General features: G+C 70.9%; 18 protein-coding genes. 7 read left to right on the top strand and 11 right to left on the bottom strand.

Translation table 11 applies throughout. From position 1 onward, the window contains the following. Positions 1–22 precede the first annotated feature (22 nt). Positions 23–1,687 (top strand): GGDEF domain-containing protein, encoded by a 1,665-nt coding sequence (locus ABZ342_RS12150; protein ID WP_360471851.1) that lies wholly within the window; start codon positions 23–25, stop codon positions 1,685–1,687. Between the two features lie 42 nt (positions 1,688–1,729). Here ABZ342_RS12150 and ABZ342_RS12145 read toward each other — a convergent pair whose 3' ends face one another. Next, positions 1,730–2,329, bottom strand: a complete 600-nt coding sequence (locus ABZ342_RS12145) for a TetR family transcriptional regulator (protein ID WP_360471849.1) — start codon at positions 2,327–2,329, stop codon at positions 1,730–1,732. A gap of 41 nt (positions 2,330–2,370) precedes the next feature. Here ABZ342_RS12145 and ABZ342_RS12140 point away from each other — a divergent pair, with 41 nt between their 5' ends. Beyond that, a complete protein-coding gene (locus ABZ342_RS12140; RefSeq protein ID WP_360471846.1) occupies positions 2,371–3,540 on the top strand; it encodes a nucleotide disphospho-sugar-binding domain-containing protein in 1,170 nt (389 codons plus the stop codon). A 10-nt stretch (positions 3,541–3,550) separates the two neighbouring features. Then, positions 3,551–3,934 carry a nuclear transport factor 2 family protein gene (locus ABZ342_RS12135; RefSeq protein ID WP_360471844.1) on the top strand — a complete coding sequence of 128 codons (384 nt, stop codon included), beginning with the start codon at positions 3,551–3,553 and terminating at the stop codon, positions 3,932–3,934. On the opposite strand, the gene ABZ342_RS12130 is transcribed toward ABZ342_RS12135, so the two are convergent. From ABZ342_RS12130 to ABZ342_RS12115, 4 genes are read right to left on the bottom strand one after another with little or no spacing between them, the layout of a single operon-like run. After that, on the bottom strand, positions 3,931–5,088 hold the full coding sequence (locus ABZ342_RS12130) for a sulfotransferase (protein WP_360471841.1): 1,158 nt from the start codon (positions 5,086–5,088) through the stop codon (positions 3,931–3,933). The two genes, ABZ342_RS12135 and ABZ342_RS12130, sit on opposite strands and share 4 nt — an antisense overlap. 8 nt (positions 5,089–5,096) lie before the next feature. Next, on the bottom strand, positions 5,097–5,885 hold the full coding sequence (locus tag ABZ342_RS12125) for an SDR family oxidoreductase (RefSeq protein ID WP_360471838.1): 789 nt from the start codon (positions 5,883–5,885) through the stop codon (positions 5,097–5,099). After that, positions 5,882–7,072, bottom strand: coding sequence for a hypothetical protein (locus ABZ342_RS12120; RefSeq protein ID WP_360471835.1), 1,191 nt, complete (start codon positions 7,070–7,072; stop codon positions 5,882–5,884). Before ABZ342_RS12120 ends, ABZ342_RS12125 begins: the two co-directional genes overlap by 4 nt. After that, on the bottom strand, positions 7,069–7,548 hold the full coding sequence (locus ABZ342_RS12115) for a nuclear transport factor 2 family protein (RefSeq protein ID WP_360471832.1): 480 nt from the start codon (positions 7,546–7,548) through the stop codon (positions 7,069–7,071). Before ABZ342_RS12115 ends, ABZ342_RS12120 begins: the two co-directional genes overlap by 4 nt. Before the next feature lie 39 nt (positions 7,549–7,587). Here ABZ342_RS12115 and cysD point away from each other — a divergent pair, with 39 nt between their 5' ends. From cysD to ABZ342_RS12100, 3 genes are all read left to right on the top strand, one after another. Next, positions 7,588–8,517, top strand: a complete 930-nt coding sequence (gene cysD, locus ABZ342_RS12110; RefSeq protein WP_360471917.1) for a sulfate adenylyltransferase subunit CysD — start codon at positions 7,588–7,590, stop codon at positions 8,515–8,517. Continuing rightward, positions 8,517–10,325 (top strand): adenylyl-sulfate kinase, encoded by a 1,809-nt coding sequence (gene cysC, locus ABZ342_RS12105; protein WP_360471830.1) that lies wholly within the window; start codon positions 8,517–8,519, stop codon positions 10,323–10,325. The genes cysD and cysC overlap by 1 nt, the downstream gene beginning before the upstream one ends. A 178-nt stretch (positions 10,326–10,503) precedes the next feature. Continuing rightward, entirely contained in the window at positions 10,504–10,962 is a 459-nt protein-coding gene (locus tag ABZ342_RS12100; RefSeq protein ID WP_360471827.1) for a hypothetical protein, read from the top strand. 43 nt (positions 10,963–11,005) lie between these two features. Here ABZ342_RS12100 and ABZ342_RS12095 read toward each other — a convergent pair whose 3' ends face one another. From ABZ342_RS12095 to ABZ342_RS12085, 3 genes are all read right to left on the bottom strand, one after another. Beyond that, positions 11,006–11,548: a snapalysin family zinc-dependent metalloprotease gene (locus ABZ342_RS12095; protein WP_155542520.1), complete on the bottom strand. Its 543-nt coding sequence runs from the start codon at positions 11,546–11,548 to the stop codon at positions 11,006–11,008. Between the two features lie 105 nt (positions 11,549–11,653). Then, positions 11,654–12,406 carry a signal peptidase I gene (gene lepB / locus ABZ342_RS12090; RefSeq protein WP_360471824.1) on the bottom strand — a complete coding sequence of 251 codons (753 nt, stop codon included), beginning with the start codon at positions 12,404–12,406 and terminating at the stop codon, positions 11,654–11,656. A 29-nt stretch (positions 12,407–12,435) separates the two neighbouring features. Beyond that, a complete protein-coding gene (locus ABZ342_RS12085) occupies positions 12,436–12,768 on the bottom strand; it encodes a YnfA family protein (RefSeq protein ID WP_360471822.1) in 333 nt (110 codons plus the stop codon). Positions 12,769–12,786: 18 nt separating this feature from the next. On the opposite strand from ABZ342_RS12085, the gene ABZ342_RS12080 reads away from it, so the two are divergent. Beyond that, positions 12,787–13,578, top strand: coding sequence for a DUF4184 family protein (locus tag ABZ342_RS12080; protein WP_360471819.1), 792 nt, complete (start codon positions 12,787–12,789; stop codon positions 13,576–13,578). Here the strand turns inward: ABZ342_RS12080 and ABZ342_RS12075 are convergent. From ABZ342_RS12075 to ABZ342_RS12065, 3 genes are read right to left on the bottom strand one after another with little or no spacing between them, the layout of a single operon-like run. Then, positions 13,568–13,969, bottom strand: a complete 402-nt coding sequence (locus ABZ342_RS12075) for a metal-sulfur cluster assembly factor (protein ID WP_155542517.1) — start codon at positions 13,967–13,969, stop codon at positions 13,568–13,570. The genes ABZ342_RS12080 and ABZ342_RS12075 overlap by 11 nt on opposite strands. After that, the gene (sufU, locus tag ABZ342_RS12070) at positions 13,966–14,415 is read right to left on the bottom strand and encodes a Fe-S cluster assembly sulfur transfer protein SufU (protein WP_155542516.1); all 450 of its coding nucleotides are present in this window, start codon (positions 14,413–14,415) and stop codon (positions 13,966–13,968) included. The genes ABZ342_RS12075 and sufU overlap by 4 nt, the downstream gene beginning before the upstream one ends. Further along, positions 14,412–15,701, bottom strand: a complete 1,290-nt coding sequence (locus ABZ342_RS12065; protein ID WP_360471814.1) for a cysteine desulfurase — start codon at positions 15,699–15,701, stop codon at positions 14,412–14,414. Before ABZ342_RS12065 ends, sufU begins: the two co-directional genes overlap by 4 nt. Between the last annotated feature and the right edge of the window lie 12 nt (positions 15,702–15,713).

Genomic DNA, 15,713 nt, shown 5'->3' with positions numbered 1-15,713 from the left:
CCCGACCCGCGACGATCGGGGCGTGAAGTCGCCACGCGCGGTCCGCTTCGCTTTCCAGCCGCTGTACAGCCTCCACACGGGAGGCGTCGTGGCTCACGAAGCGCTGGCCAGGCCGGGCCAGGGCACCGTCCCCGAACTGCTCACGCAGGCGCGCCGCGACGGGCGCCTCGCCGAGGTCGACCTCGGGCTCGCGATCGCCGCCGTCCGGCAGGACGAGTCGGCACTCCCCCTGCACCTCAACCTCTCCGCCCGCACCCTCGCCGCGCCGCAGGCGATGTACGACGACCTGCTGGCTGAGCTCGGCGACGCCGGGCGCCGCACGCGCGACGTCGTCCTCGAGATCGGCCCGCCGTTCGCGCCGCTGCCCGCCGCCCGTGCCCTGTCCGGGATGCGGACGCTCACCGAGCTCGGCTTCCGGCTCGCCCTCGACGGCCTCGGCCGCGGCGACCTGCCGCTCGGCCTGCTCGTCGAGGCGCCGGTCGACCTGGTCAAGCTCGACCGCACGGTGCTGCGCGGCCTGCCGGACGACCCGGGACCGGCGGCCATCGTCGAGGCGCTGCTGCACTTCACCAACCGCACCGACACCCGGCTCGTCGCGACCGGTGTGGAGACCGATGCCCAGCTCGACGCCGTCCGGAGCCTCGGCATCCGGATCGCGCAGGGCAACCTGCTGGCTCCGCCCACCGCCGCCGGCCCGGCCCCGGCGCTGCTCACGCGCTCCCCGGCCACCCCGCGCGCGGCGGGTCCGGCGCAGTGCGTCGGCGACTTCCTCCGCCCGGCCACGACGCTGCCGGAAACCGCGACCTGCGACGAGGTCCGCGAGGTGCTGGCGGCGGCGGACGCGCCCAGCGGCGTCATCGGGGTCGACGAGCTGAACCGGCCGCGCTGGTCGGTCGACCGGACACGGTTCCTGGTCGCGGTCACCGGCCCGTACGGGCACGCGCTGCACGCGAAGCGACCGGCGGCGCGGCTCGCGGACACCCCGCACACCATGGAAGCCCGCGCGGGCGCGATGGAGTTCCTCGAGCTGGTCACCGACGCCGACTGGGGCCGCACCGGCGACGACGTCGTCGTGGTCGACGACGTCGGCCGCTGCCTCGGCGTGGTGCTGGTGACCGAGGTGGTGCGCGGCGTGGCCGAGGCGAAGGTCGAAGCCGCGGCGGCGCTGAACCCGCTCACCCGGCTGCCGGGCAGCGACACGGTCGCCCGCGACGTCGCCCGCCGGATCACGATCGGCGAGCCGTTCGTGGCGGCGTGGCTGGACATCGACGCGTTCAAGGCGGTCAACGACACGGCCGGGTTCGCCGCGGGCGACGACCTGATCCGCGAGCTGGGCGGCGCGCTCACCGGGCTGACCGGGCAGCTGCGCCGGATGCGGGTCAGCCACGTCGGCGGCGACGACTTCCTGGTGGTCTGCGACGTCGACGAGATCGCGACGGTGGCGGCCGCGCTGCTGGACCGCCACTGGACGGCGGACGGCATGCCGGTGACGGTTTCCCTGGCGACGCTGGTCTGCGCGAGCGGCTCGATCCGCTCGTACCAAGAGGTTTCGCGCTTGCTGGCGCCGCTGAAGAAGCGCGCCAAGGCGGTGCCCGGGTCGAGCTGGGTGCTCAGCCGGCCGGGCGCGGAGCGGGTGGAAGTGTTGCGCGGCATCGGAACACGCGGTCTGCAGGCCGCCGCGGGTTAGGAGTCTGCCGCGGCCGGTCGTGAGTGAGAACCCGGTTTCCCCTCACGAGCCGCCGAGCCCGAGCTGAGCCTGGACAGCCTCGGCCGTCCACGTCACGTAGTCCTCGTGCGGCCAGCCGCACACCGCCGTCAGGTGGTCGTACGCCTCGTGCGAGGTCAGCAAGCCGATCGCGTCCGCTAGCCGGCCGGAAGCCGGCATTCCCGCCGCTTCCAGGCGCGCCACGATCTCCGCGCGGCGGGCCACCGCCAGCTTCGCGCGGACCGCCGCCACCGCCGGGTCGGCCATCGCCGCCGTCGTGAACGCGCGCCAGATCGGCAGCGACCTCCGCACCCCCTCGGCCACGCGCCCGACCACCACCGGCAGCTCCGCGGCCGAGCCCACGAGCGCGTCCAGGTTCACCGCGTCCGGGTCGCCCGCGAAACCGTCCTGGAACGCGGCGAGCAGCAGGTCCGCCTTGCGCCCGGCCTGCGTCACGGTCTCGAGGCTCACGCCGGCCGCCGCGGCGATCTGCCGCATGCTCGTCCCCGCGTAGCCGCGTTCGGCGAACAGGCGCCCGGCCGTCGCCACCACGTGCGCGCGAGTCTGCCGGGCTCGCGCCGTGCGCACCGGTGACGAGTAGGGGCGCCGTTCGGGTATCGTCATCAATTGGATGGTACAGCGTATCGGTCAATCCAGGGGGAGCCATGACCCGCGTACTCGTTTGCGTGCAACCCGCTCGCGGCCACGTCGGCCCGACCAAGCCGCTCGTCGAGGCCCTGCTGGCCGCCGGACACGACGTCACCGTCGTCACCGGCGCGCGCTACCGGGAGGCTTTCGGGAACGCGACCGTAAAACTCCTGCCGCCGGAAGCCGACTTCGACGAGACCGACCTCGACGGCTCGATCCCCGGCCGCGCCGGGCGGAAAGGACTGAAGCTCGCCCGGTTCGAGCTGACGAACTTCGTCCGCGCGATACCCGCGCAGCTGAGCGTCCTGGACCTCGACGTCGACGTCGTGCTCTGCGACCCGCTCTTCATGGCGGGCCTGGCCCTCGTGCGCCGCGAGCACCGGCCGCGCGTGCTCGTGCTGGGCTTCCTGCCCTTCATGCCCCCGGTCCCGAGCGGCCCGGGCAGCGCGATCCTGAAGGTGCTCGCCCCCTGGGTCCTGCGGCCGGCGCAGAAGCAAGCCCGCACCGCGCTGGGCGAAGACCCCGGCATGCTCTTCGCGGACTGGCCACTGCACAGCGACGGCGTCCTGCAGATGACCTGCCCGGGCTTCGAATACCCGCGGGCGAACGCACCCCTGCACTTCATCGGGCCGACGACGGTCAGCGCGGCGGCCGAGCACCCGCTGCCGCCGTGGTGGGCCGACCTGGACGGCTCCCGCCCGATCGTGCACGTCACCCAGGGGACCGTGGCGAACGACGACCTGGGCCGGCTCGTCGAGCCTGCGATCGCCGCCCTGGCCGGCGAAGACGTGCTGGTCGTCGCCACGACCTGCGGCGGACGGCTGAGCCCGGGTCCGCTGCCGGACAACGTCCGCGTCGCCGATTTCCTGCCCTACGACGAGCTGCTCCCCCGCTGCGCCGCGGTGGTCAGCAACGGCGGATACGGCGGCGTCAACCAGGCGCTCCGCTACGGCGTCCCGCTGGTCGTCGTCGGGGCCAGCGAGGACAAGCGCGAGGTGGCCGCCCGCGTCCGGTGGTCCGGCGCCGGGATCGGCCGCACCCGCGCGTCGGTCCCGCCGAAGACGCTGCGCCGCGACATCCGCGCAATCCTGGACGAGCCGCGCTACCGGGCCCGGGCGAAGGAACTGGCCGCCGAGATCGCGGCCGGGCCGTCGATGGACGACGTCGTCAAGCTGATCACGGCGTAGGGTTTCCGGCATGGACGCCGAGATCCGCGCCGCGATCGTCGAGCACTGGACCGCTTCGGAACAAGGCGACGTCGAGCGCGAGCACGCGATCTACGCCGACGACGCGATCCTGGACTACCCGCAGTCCGGCGAGCGCTTCCGCGGCCGCGCGAAGATCCAGGCCCAGCGCGGCGGTCATCCGGCCGAGCGCCACTTCACGATCCGCCGTATCCAGGGCAGCGGTGGCCTCTGGGTCAGCGAGTGCGTGATCACCTACGACGGCGTGCCGACCCGCACGGTGAGCATCATGGAGTTCGACGGCGCGCTCGTGACGCACGAGACGCAGTACTTCGCCGACCCTTTCCCGGCGGCGCCCTCGCGCGCGGCTCTCGCGGAGCCCATCCCGGCCGGCTAGAAGTACGTGCGGAGGTAGCGCGCGAAGCGCTCGTCGACCTCCTCGGGCGTCAGGCCGAAGTCCGCCAAGCGGTAGCGGTGGGCCGGTTTCCGCTCCCCCGAACGGCTCTTGGTGTGCAGCGCGGTCATCGCCGCCCGGGCGTCGTCGGTGAGCGTCAGTCCGAAGTGGTCGTACACAGTGGACACCGTGCCGATGGGGTCGGCGACGAAGTCCTCGTACCGGACGTCGCAGAACCGGGCCGCGTCGTACCGGGTGCGCGCCGCGTCGAACTCGTCGGCGCCGCGGGCCCACAGGTCGAGCTGGGACTTGCCGATCACCTCGCCGCGGAACTTCGTGGACCAGCCGTCGGCGGCCTTCTCCGCGAGGCTGCACATCGAGCCCATGATCGTCCCGGGCGCGCGGTGCGTCTGGACCACCAGCGCGTCCGGGTACGCCGCCATCAGCGCGTCCAGGGCGAAGAGGTGGCTCGGGTTCTTCAGGACCCACCGCTTGCCCGCATCCGGCAGCCCGATGAGCTGCAGGTTGCGCCGGTGGCGGGCGTAGGCGTCGGTCCAGTCCTGCTTCGCGAGCCAATTCGAGTAGCGCGGCACGTGCGCGAGGCACTCGAACGACAGCGAGCGCATCGACTGGCGCAGCAGCTGCCAGCACTCCTCCACCTGGTCCGCGGACATGTGGTGCACGCCCATGAACTCCGGGTGCTCGACGTGGTGCCGCTCGTAACCGGCCTGGATCCCCTGGTACACCGGGTTGTCCGTCCACGTCTCGCGCGGCGGCCGCGGCTGCGGGACCTCGGCCAGCCAGACCTCCAGCCCCTGGTGCCCCGGGTCCTCCGCGAGCAGCCGGTGCAGCGCCGTCGTGCCCGTGCGGGGCAGGCCGGTGACGAAGATCGGCCGCTCGATCGCCACCGAAGCCGACGCCGGGTGCTGCTTCCAGCCCGCCTCGCTCAGCAGCCGGGCGACGAGCGCGCCGCGCAGCATCGCCCGGTGCACCTTGTTGCCGAACGGCGTGAGGTCCTCGTCGGCCTCGTACGCCTCCAGCAGCACGCGCAGGCCTTCGACGTGCTCGTCGCCGCCGAAGTCGTCGAGCCCGGTGAGCTTGGTGGCCGACGCGTGCAGGTCCTCGACGGTGCCGACGTCTTCGCGGCCGGGGAGCATGGATCCTCCTAGTGGTGGTACTCGCCGCCGTTGACGTCGAGGCACTGCCCGGTGATCGCGCGCGCCATCGGCGAGGCGAGGAACACCACGGCGTCGGCGATCTCGTCGGGCTCCGGCAGCTTCCGCAGGTCTATTGTGGACGCGGTTTCGGCGTACACCTCTTCGGGCGTGATGCCGCGTTCCTTGGCCAGGTAGTTGAAGTACCACTTGAGGTTCGGCGCCCAGATGTACCCGGGTGCGACGGTGTTGACGCGGATCCCGTCCGGCCCGAGTTCGCTGGCGAGGCTCTGCGACAGCGAGAGCAGCGCGGACTTCGCCATCTTGTACGCGCCGAACGTGCGCCGCGAATGCCGCAGGACCGCCGAATTGATCATCACCAGCGAGCCCTTGCTCTCCTTGAGCGCGGGCAGGAACAGCCGCGTCAGCCGGAGCACCGAAATCCCGGCCGTCTCGAACCCGGCGCGGACGGCGCCCAGGTCCACAGTGGCCAGATCGGTCAGCGGCGGGACGGCGAAGGCGTTGTGCACCACCGCGTCCACCCGGCCGAAGGCCTCGACGGCCTCACTCACCAAGTGAGCGGCAGAATCCTCGTCGTCGATGTCGGTGCGGACCGCGACGGCGCGACGGCCGAGGTCGGTGACCTCCTTGGCGACCTCGGTCAGCCGCGACTCGGTGCGCGCGGCGAGCACGACGTCCGCGCCCGCCTCCGCGCTGCGCACGGCGATCGACCGGCCGAGCCCCGGGCCGATACCCGAGACCACGACCACCTTGCCCTGCAGCAACTCCGCCACGCTCACCCCAGCATCCGGGCGGCGACGGCGTCCTGCCGGGCCGCGATCCTCGACGCCCATTCCTCAGGCGTCACCCGGGCGTCGTCGTGGAACGGCAGCCGGTCGGGCAGCTCGTCCACCTTGACGACTTCGACGATCGGGCCGTCGTCGGGGCCGAGGTCCCGCGCGAGCCGCTGCCACCGGATCTGGACGTACCCGCGGTCGTGGCCGGTGCGCTCCAGCCAGTTCGCCACGCCGGGGTCGCGCTCGCTGATGACAAACCGGATCTTGCCGTCCGGGTCGACGCGCGCCTGGTCGGCGGTGAGGCTCGTCTGGTGGTTGATGTAGTCGAGCGAGACGTACCAGAGGCTGCCGAGCTGAATGCCCTGGTACGGCGCGTCGGCACAGCGCGGCACAGTGACGATCATCGCCTCTTCGTCGCCCAGCTCGTAGTGCCCGGCCGAGGAGAACTGCGTGGTCAGCCCGCCCGGCGTCGAGCGCGGCTCGGTCATCGTGTTCACCGGCAGGTTGTCGTAGAACCACTTCGGGAAGGCCAGGAACGTCCTGAGTCGGCTCAGCAGGATCTTGCCGGTGACGCCGTAGCGCTTGGCCATCGCGGACCGGTCCGGCACCGGCGGCGCCTGCCCGGCGGTGTCGACGCACTGGATCCGGATCTCGCCGCGTTTCTCGGTCGCCCAGTCGCTGTGGACCTCGCGGACGACGAGCATCGACGAGCCCTCGCCGAGGACGAAGTAGTTCGGCCCCGGGTTGTCGCGCGCCGGGCCGAAGCGCAGCTCGAACCGGCCGTCTTCGCCGATTTCGATGGCGCGGTCGTCGAACGCGGCGAGGCTGTCGGGCACCACGACCGGCGAGTAGTCGCCGTTGAGGATCTGGAAGCTCAGGTCGGCGGTGGTCCCGCGGACGCCGGTGACGAGGTATTCGCGGTCGGCGCGGATGTTCGCGTTGAAGTAGAGCGTGTCCGGGTTGTCCAGGCCCATCTTGGTGTACGGCCCGGTGGACGCGGTGAAGTACGGGAAGTCACGCTGGTAGGCCCAGGCCATCTGCAGCGACGCGCGGATGCTGCCGGCGAGGTAGTCGTAGCCCTCGAGGAGGCCCTGCTCGGTCTGCGCCGGCGGCGCTCCGGCGATCAGCTTCTCAGCCTCGGCGATGGCGTCGGCGAACGACCGGGTCAACGAGAACTCGTTCTCGATCATGCCGGAACGGCCCAGCGGTTCGCGAGCAGCCGGAAGCCCGGGGTGTCCTTCCACGAGACCATCGACTCGTACGTCCGGACGTAGCCGATGTGCGTCATCCGCCACGCGCCGTCGGTCTCGCGGCGGTAGGTGTCCTCGTAGAACGCGGCGCCCTCGATGATCACCTTGTGCTCGGGCACGATGACCTTGTCGGTGAACGACCAGCGTCCGGTCGCGGTGTCCCCGTCGACCTCGATCTCGGGCTGACCTGCGTGGTGGACGGTGATGATGCCGTTGCCGAGGCTCTCGGTGAGAAACGCGACGATGGCGTCGCGACCCTCGAAGTGCTTCCCGTCCTCCCCCGTCGCGCGGGTCCCGTAGTCGGCCGTGGCGTCGGCGGTGAAGGTGTCGGCCACCTCGTCCCACTGCTTCAGGTCGACCGCGCGGAGGTAGCGGTACTTCAGCCGGCGGATCTCTTCGAGTACGACCAGGTCCATCGTCCCAGGATCGCGCACCGCTTGACCGATGACAAGAACATGTTCTACTTTTTTCCGGTGCCCGTGGCCTATGAACTCTCGCACCTGGCCGCGCTCGAAGCGGAGGCCGTGCACGTCTTCCGTGAGGTCGCGGCGACCTTCGAACGCCCGGTGCTGCTCTTCTCCGGCGGCAAGGACTCGGTGGTGATGCTGCACGCCGCCGCGAAGGCCTTCTGGCCGGCCTCACTGCCCTTTCCCGTGCTGCACGTCGACACGGGCCACAACTTCGACGAGGTGCTGCGGTTCCGCGACGAGACCGTCGCCGCCTTGAACCTCCGGCTCGAGGTGGCGAGCGTGCAGGACGACCTCGACGCCGGCCGCGTCGTCGAGGAGACCGGCCCGGGAGCCAGCCGCAACCGGCTGCAGACCGTCACGCTGCTGCGGGCGATCCGCGAAGGCGGCTTCGACGCCGTGTTCGGCGGCGCCCGCCGCGACGAAGAGAAGGCGCGGGCGAAGGAACGCGTCTTCAGCTTCCGCGACGAGCACGGCCAGTGGGACCCGCGGGCGCAACGCCCGGAGCTGTGGAACCTCTACAACGGGCGGCACCGGCGCGGCGAGCACATCCGCGTCTTCCCGCTGTCGAACTGGACCGAGCTGGACATCTGGCAGTACATCCGCGACGAGCGGATCGCGCTGCCACCGCTGTACTACGCGCACCGGCGTCCGGTCGTCCAGCGCGACGGCATGCTGCTGGCGGCGACCCGTTTTCTGTCCCTTGTGGACGGTGAGACGCCGTACGAGGCGACCGTTCGCTTCCGGACCGTCGGCGACGCGACGTGCACCGGCTGTGTCGAATCGTCGGCGGCGACACCGTCCGAAGTGGTCGCCGAGGTGGCCGCGACGCGCGTCACCGAACGCGGTGCGACACGCGCGGACGACCGGATTTCCGAAGCAGGCATGGAAGACCGCAAGCGGGAAGGCTACTTCTGATGCAGCTGCTGCGGATCGCCACGGCGGGCAGCGTCGACGACGGCAAGTCGACGCTGATCGGGCGGCTGCTGTTCGACTCGAAGGCGATCTTCACCGACCAGCTCGCCGCCGTCGAACGCGCCAGCCGCGAGCGCGGCGAGGACTACCCGGACCTCGCGCTGCTCACCGACGGCCTGCGCGCCGAGCGCGAGCAGGGCATCACCATCGACGTCGCGCACCGCTACTTCGCCACGCCCAGACGGAAGTTCATCATCGCGGACACGCCGGGGCACCTGCAGTACACGCGGAACATGGTGACCGGCGCGTCGACGGCCGACCTGGCGCTGGTCCTCGTCGACGCGCGCAAGGGCGTGCTGGAGCAGTCGCGGCGGCACGCGTTTCTCGCGTCGCTGCTCGGGATCGGGCACCTCGTGGTGTGCGTGAACAAGATGGACCTCGTCGGCTGGTCGCAGGAGCGGTTCGACGAGATCCGCGAAGAGTTCCGCCGGTTCGCGATGAAGCTGGACGTCGCCGACCTGACGTTCGTGCCGGTTTCGGCGTTGCACGGCGACAACGTCGTCCACCGCAGCGCGAGCATGCCTTGGTACGAAGGGACTTCGTTGCTGCACCAGCTGGAGGAGGTGCACGTCGCGTCCGACCGCAACCTGATCGACGCGCGGTTCCCGGTGCAGTACGTGATCCGCCGGTCGGACTTCCGCGGCTACGCGGGCACCATCGCCGGCGGGGTGTTCAAGCCGGGCGACGAGGTCGTGGCGCTGCCGTCCGGGTTCACCTCCCGGGTCCGGGCGGTGTGGGGGCCGGGCGGGACCCCGCTTCAGGAGGCGTTCACGGGGCAGGCGGTGGCGGTCGAGCTGGCCGACGACCTGGATCTGGGCCGGGGCGCGATGCTCTGCCGGCCGGGCAACCGCGCGGAGTCGGCGCGCGAGGTCGACGCGCTGGTGTGCTGGTTCTCGGCTCGGTCCTCGTTGACGCCGGGCGCTTCGTACGTCGTCCGGCACACGACCACCGAAACGCGGGGTTCGGTGGAGCGGCTGGAGTACCGCCTCGACGTGACCACGCTGCACCGCGACTCCGCGGAGTCGTTGTCGTTGAACGACATCGGCCGGATCCGGCTGCGCACGCGCGCGCCGCTGCTGTTCGACCCGTACCGCCGCAACCGCGCCACGGGCGGGTTCCTGCTGGTGGACGAGCACACCGGCGATACGGTCGCGGCGGGCATGATCACCGGCGCGCCGCTGTCCCCGATCGTCTGGCACACGGCGGCGGTCCGCCGCGAGGACCGCCCGACCCGCGGCGCGACGGTGTGGCTGACCGGGCTGTCGGCGTCGGGCAAGTCGTCGGTGGCGGTGGAGCTGGAACGCCGCCTGGTGGCGGCGGGCCGCCCGGCCTACCTCCTGGACGGCGACAACCTGCGCCACGGCCTGAACGCGGGCTTGGGTTTCAGCCCCGAGGACCGCGCGGAGAACGTCCGGCGGGTGGCCGAGGTGGCGCGCCTGTTCGCGGACGCGGGCGTGGTGGCGATCGCGTCGCTGATCAGCCCGTACGAGTCGGATCGTGCTTCGGCGCGGGCGATTTCCGGCGATCTGCCGTTCGTGGAGGTCTTCGTGGACACGCCCCTCGAGGTGTGCGAGGCGCGGGACCCGAAGGGGATGTACGCGAAGGCGCGGGCCGGAGAGATCCGCGGGTTCACCGGGATCGACGCACCGTACGAACGCCCGTCGGCGCCGGACCTGGTGCTGCGCCCGGGCGACGGCGACCCGGCCGCGATGGCGGCGGCGATCCAGGCCCTGTTCGAAGGTTTCGACTGACGAGACCGGCCCGTTGCATGATCAAGATCGCCCGAAGGTGATCAAAGGCTAGATTACCGGCATGCGCTTTCTCGGGGGGATCCTCGCTGCCTGCCTGCTGACCGGTCTCGCCGCGTGTTCAGGTGGCACTCCGGCCGCGGCACCGCCGCCCGCAACGTCGACACCGCCGTCCAGCACGGTGAGCAAGCCGAAGACGACGGCCCCGACCTTCACACCGGCGGCCTCGCCGGCCACCTTGACCGCGGCCTGCCCGTTCCTCAGTGCCGAGGAGATCATGCAGGCGCTCACCCAGGTACTCACCGGTGGATCGACCGAGCAAGATCCGGTACAGACCGGCGTCGGCAAGGCCTACTCCTGCGATTACGGCACGGGGCTGACCGGAAGCCTTTTCGTCGCCACGGATTCCAGCACGCCGGCCCGGTTCCTCTCCCGGTCGGAAAGGGACTGTGCGGACGTGGTGCCGATGCCCGGCATCGGCGAGGGCGCGATGCACTGCGAGACGAAGGACGCCGGCACGGAGATCGCGGTCGCCAAGCACAGCCACGGCCAACTGCGTACCGCGACCCTGTTCGTGCGCTCCGAGGGCCGCGCGGACAGCTACACCACCCTCGCGAAGCTGCTGGCTGACCGGCTCTGAGACCGGTCAGCCAGCCGGAGTCACGCGGCAGACGCGGGTCGAGCTAGTAAGCGACCTTTTGGGAAGCGGCCGCGGTAGCCGCGAAACCGTTCACCCACAACGACTGCACCTTCGCCGCCTCGGCCGCCGACGGCTTCGCGTTCGTGCACGCCGTTCCCGGGCCGTGGCCGGACATCAACTCCGTGCACGGGCCCGTGTAGTGGTCCGGCAGCCCCAGGTTGTGGCCCAGCTCGTGCGCCGCGATGCGGGTCGGGTCGAAGCCCTCCGCCACCTGGCTCGTGTCCAGGTAGATGTCGCCGCGGCCGTGGCCGTTCGTGTTCGTGTACGAACCGCCGCTGTGGATCTCGTGGAACTTGATCGTCGCCCCCGAGGTCCGCTTGACCAGCTTCACGTCGGTCACCGCGGCGTTCCAGTTGGCCGCGCCCTGGTCGATCTGGCCCAGGTAGTCCGGCGCGCCCGACGAGCTGTAGTACAACGTCGTGACCGCGGCCGCCGAAGCGGCGGGGGCGACCGCGAGCCCCAAGCCCAGCGGGGCCGCGACTGCCGTGGCCAGTGCCACGATCCGGCCGATCGCGCGTCCGTTCATCGTGTCTCCTTCGTCCGGTTTAGAGAACACTTCACCGTGGTTCGCGCGGTCAGGTTAGAAGTCCACGGACGATCGGGGCCACGGCCGAAAGTACCCTGCTGGCGATCAGCGCACCGGTGGAGCTGCTTTTCGCCGTCCTCCGGCGTTCCGGACGACGGTCACGATCAGCCCGATGAACCCGCCGACGAACAGCACGAACCCACCGAGGATCCACCACCGCAAGCCAGGCAGGGTCCCGTCGGCGTTCGGCGCTCCCGGCAGGCCCGCGTCGGTGAACGAGGTGACCGGGGTCAGGGCCTTCGGAGTGACCACCGTGCCGGTCGCGACCACCAACCCGACGATGCCGGACGACCGCACCGGGCCGCTGAACCGCGAGTCGTCGGAATTGCCGCGGTTGTCGCCTTCGACGAAGATCGTGCCTTCGGGCACCGTGGCCGAGAACTCGAAGAGCCCCTCGAAGCCGGGCGTGATGTAGGGCTCGGTGATCGGCTTGCCGTTGACCGAGAGGTGCTCGTCGGTACAGCAGGCGACCGTGTCCCCGGCGACCCCGACCACGCGGACGACACTGACGCCCTCGTGGCTCGCCTCGGCGTACGCGCTCAGGTCGATCGCGACGACATCCCCGCGGTGCACCTCGTCGACCGGGCGCACCACGAGCCGGTCGCCGATCGCCAGCGTCGGGCTCATGTTCCCGCTCTGCATCACGTAAGCCTCGTACCCCAGCATCAGCCGCCCGAGACCGTAGCCGCCGGCGGCCACGCCGAGCACCATGACGGCGATCATCACCAGCAGGACGGGCGAAACTCGGCGCCGCTTCGGCGCAGCGGGTGGTGCGGGCGGGAAGACGGGTTCGGTCACCAAGATCTATCGGCGCAAAGCGGACGGCGTTACCCCGTCCGGGGCGCGTACATGATCACCGCGACACCGGCCAGGCACAGCAGCGTGCCGATCACGTCATACCGGTCGGGACGGTAACCGTCCGCGACCATCCCCCACACCAGTGAACCGGCCACGAACACACCGCCGTACGCCGCGAGGATGCGGCCGAAGTGGGCGTCCGGCTGGAGCGTCGCCACGAAACCGTACAGGCCGAGGGCCACCAGGCCACCGCCGATCCAGAGCCAGCCGCGGTTTTCGCGGACGCCTTGCCAGATCAGCCACGCGCCGCCGATTTCGCAGACCGCCGCGGCCAGGAACAGGAGGATCGACCGCAGGACCACCCCGGGATACTAGCTCCCGTGCCGTTCACGCTGAGTCATCCCGCCGCCGTGCTCCCGCTGGCGAGACGACCGCTGGTCCCGGCCGCGCTCGTCGCCGGGTCGGTCGCCCCGGACGTCTTCTGGTTCGTGCCGCGGCTGCCCGGCGTCGGCCTGACCAGGACCCACGAACTGACTTCCGTCCTCTGGCTCGACCCGCTGCTCGCGCTCGTCCTGCTGGCGGTCTTCCAGATCGTCCTGAAGGAACCTCTGCTGGCGCTGGCACCGAGACCCCTGGCCGAACGGCTTCCCCGCCGTTTCAGCTGGCGGCGGCCGGGCTGGATCGCGCTGTCGCTGGTCGTCGGCGCCGCCACCCACGTCGGCTGGGACGCTTTCACCCACGAAAGCGGCGGGTTTCCGTTCCTGCGGATCCCGCTCGTCACCGGGGTCGACGTCGGACGGCTGATCCAGCTGGTCAGCACGGTCGCGGGCGCCGGGATCCTCGGCTGGTGGCTCGTGCGCTGGTACCGCACCGCGCCCACCGGACGCGCGCCGAGAGCCACCCGCCACCGCAAGCCCGTGCTCGCGTTCCTGGCCGCCGGTGCGGTCGTCGGCGTCCTGGCCGAGGTGCTGCCCTTCCTGGCCCACCACGACCCGATGACCCGCGCCGGCGTCGTCGGCAACGCGACCTACCTCGCGGTCACCGGCGCCGGCAGCGGGTTTCTCGCCGCGCTCCTCGGCTACGCGCTGGCCTGGCACGCGCGGTATAGCTCGTTATACACAAAGCGGGCCACCTCGGAAGGTGGCCCGCTCGATGTAAAGCTCAGACGGTGAAGCCGAGGGCGCGCAGCTGCTCGCGGCCGTCCTCGGTGATCTTCTCCGGGCCCCACGGCGGCATCCAGACCCAGTTGATCCGGAAGTCCTTGACGAGCCCGCCGGACGTCAGCGCCGCCGACGTCTGGTCCTCGATGACGTCGGTCAGCGGGCAGGCCGCCGAGGTGAGCGTCATGTCGATGGTGGCGGTGTTGTCCTGCTCGACGCGGATGTCGTAGACCAAGCCCAGGTCGACGACGTTGATGCCGAGCTCGGGGTCGACGACGTCGCGCATGGCTTCCTCGACGTCCTCGAGCTTGGCGAGGTCGAGGTCCTGCGTGGCCGTCGTCTCGGCGTCGAGGTCGGCGGCGGTCCGGCCCTCGCGGGTGTCGGTGGCGGTGTCTTCGGTCATGCTGTCTCAGCTCCACTGGTGGTCCGGGCGACGGCGTCCTTGAAAGCCATCCAGCCGAGGAGGGCGCACTTGACGCGGGCCGGGTACTTGGCAACGCCCGCGAAGGCGATCCCGTCCTCCAGCACGTCCTCGTCCGGCTCGATCTTTCCCTTGCCCTGCATCAGTTCCACGAAGGCGTCCATGGTGGTGAACGCCTCCTCAAGGGTGTGGCCGACCACGAGATCCGTCAAGACCGACGTCGAAGCCTGGCTGATCGAGCAGCCCTGGCCGTCGTAGGAGACGTCGGCGACCTTCCCGTCGTCGAGCTTGACCCGCAGGGTCACCTCGTCGCCACAGGTCGGGTTGACCTGGAACGACTCGGCGTCGAACGGGTCGCGCAGGCCGCGCCCGTGCGGGTTCTTGTAGTGGTCCAGGATGATCTCCTGGTACATGCTCTCCAGGTTCACTGGGCCACCCCGAAGAACTTCTGGGCCTCGCGCACACCCGCTACCAGGGCGTCCACTTCGGACAGCGTGTTGTAGAGGTAGAACGACGCGCGCACGGTCGCCTGCGCGTTGCAGGCCCGGTGCAGCGGCCACGCGCAGTGGTGGCCGACGCGGACGGCGATGCCGAGGCTGTCGAGCACCTGGCCGGCGTCGTGCGGGTGCACGCCGTCGATCACGAACGACACGGTCGCGCCGCGGTCCTTCAGGTCGGTCGGCCCGATGATCCGGACGCCGGGGATGGCGCCGACGCCTTCGAGGGCGGCCGCGGCCAGCTCGTGCTCGTGGGCGGCGATCCGGTCCATGCCGATGGCCGAGAGGTAGTCGACGGCCGCGCCGAGGCCGATGGCCTGCGACGTCATCGGCACGCCCGCCTCGAACCGCTGCGGCGGCGGCGCGAAGGTGGAGCCCTCCATGCGGACCATCTCGATCATCGACCCGCCGGTCAGGAACGGCGGCATCGCCGACAGCAGCTCGGTGCGGCCGTACAGGACACCGATGCCGGACGGGCCGAGCATCTTGTGTCCGGAGAACACCGCGAAGTCGACGTCCAGCGCGTGGAAGTTCACCGGGAAGTGCGGAACGGACTGACAGGCGTCGAGCACGGTGAGCGCGCCGACGGCCTTCGCCTTCTCGACGAGCAGCGACACCGGGTTGACCGTGCCGAGCACGTTCGACTGGTGCGCGAACGCGACCACCTTGGTGCGCGGCGTGATCAGCTCGTCCACATCGGACAGGTCGAGGCGGCCTTCGGGCGTCACCTTGAACCACTTCAGCGTGGCCCCGGTGCGCTGGCACAGCTGCTGCCAGGGCACGAGGTTCGCGTGGTGCTCCATCTCGGTGATGACGATCTCGTCACCCGGGCCCACGACGAAGCGCGCGGCTTCGGGACCGGCGGTGGCGGCGTTGCTCATCGAGTACGCGACGAGGTTGATGCCCTCGGTCGCATTCTTGGTGAACACCAGCTCTTCGGGGTCGGCGCCGACGAACTCGGCGATCTTCGCCCGAGCGGACTCGTACGCGTCGGTCGCTTCTTCCGACAGCTGGTGCGCGCCGCGGTGGACGGCGGCGTTCGACGTGAAGACGTAGTCGCGTTCGGCCTCGAACACCGCGGTCGGACGTTGTGACGTCGCCCCGGAGTCGAGGTACACCAAGGGTTTCCCGTCGCGGACGGTGCGCGACAGGATGGGGAAGTCGGCCCGGAGGGCCGCCACGTCGAGTGGCACAGAGCTGGCCGAGGTGGTGGTCATCGGGCCGACTCC

This window comes from Amycolatopsis sp. NPDC005961, assembly GCF_040629235.1.
Taxonomy (GTDB): domain Bacteria; phylum Actinomycetota; class Actinomycetes; order Mycobacteriales; family Pseudonocardiaceae; genus Amycolatopsis; species Amycolatopsis camponoti.
This window is presented reverse-complemented; position numbering and strand designations above follow the sequence as displayed.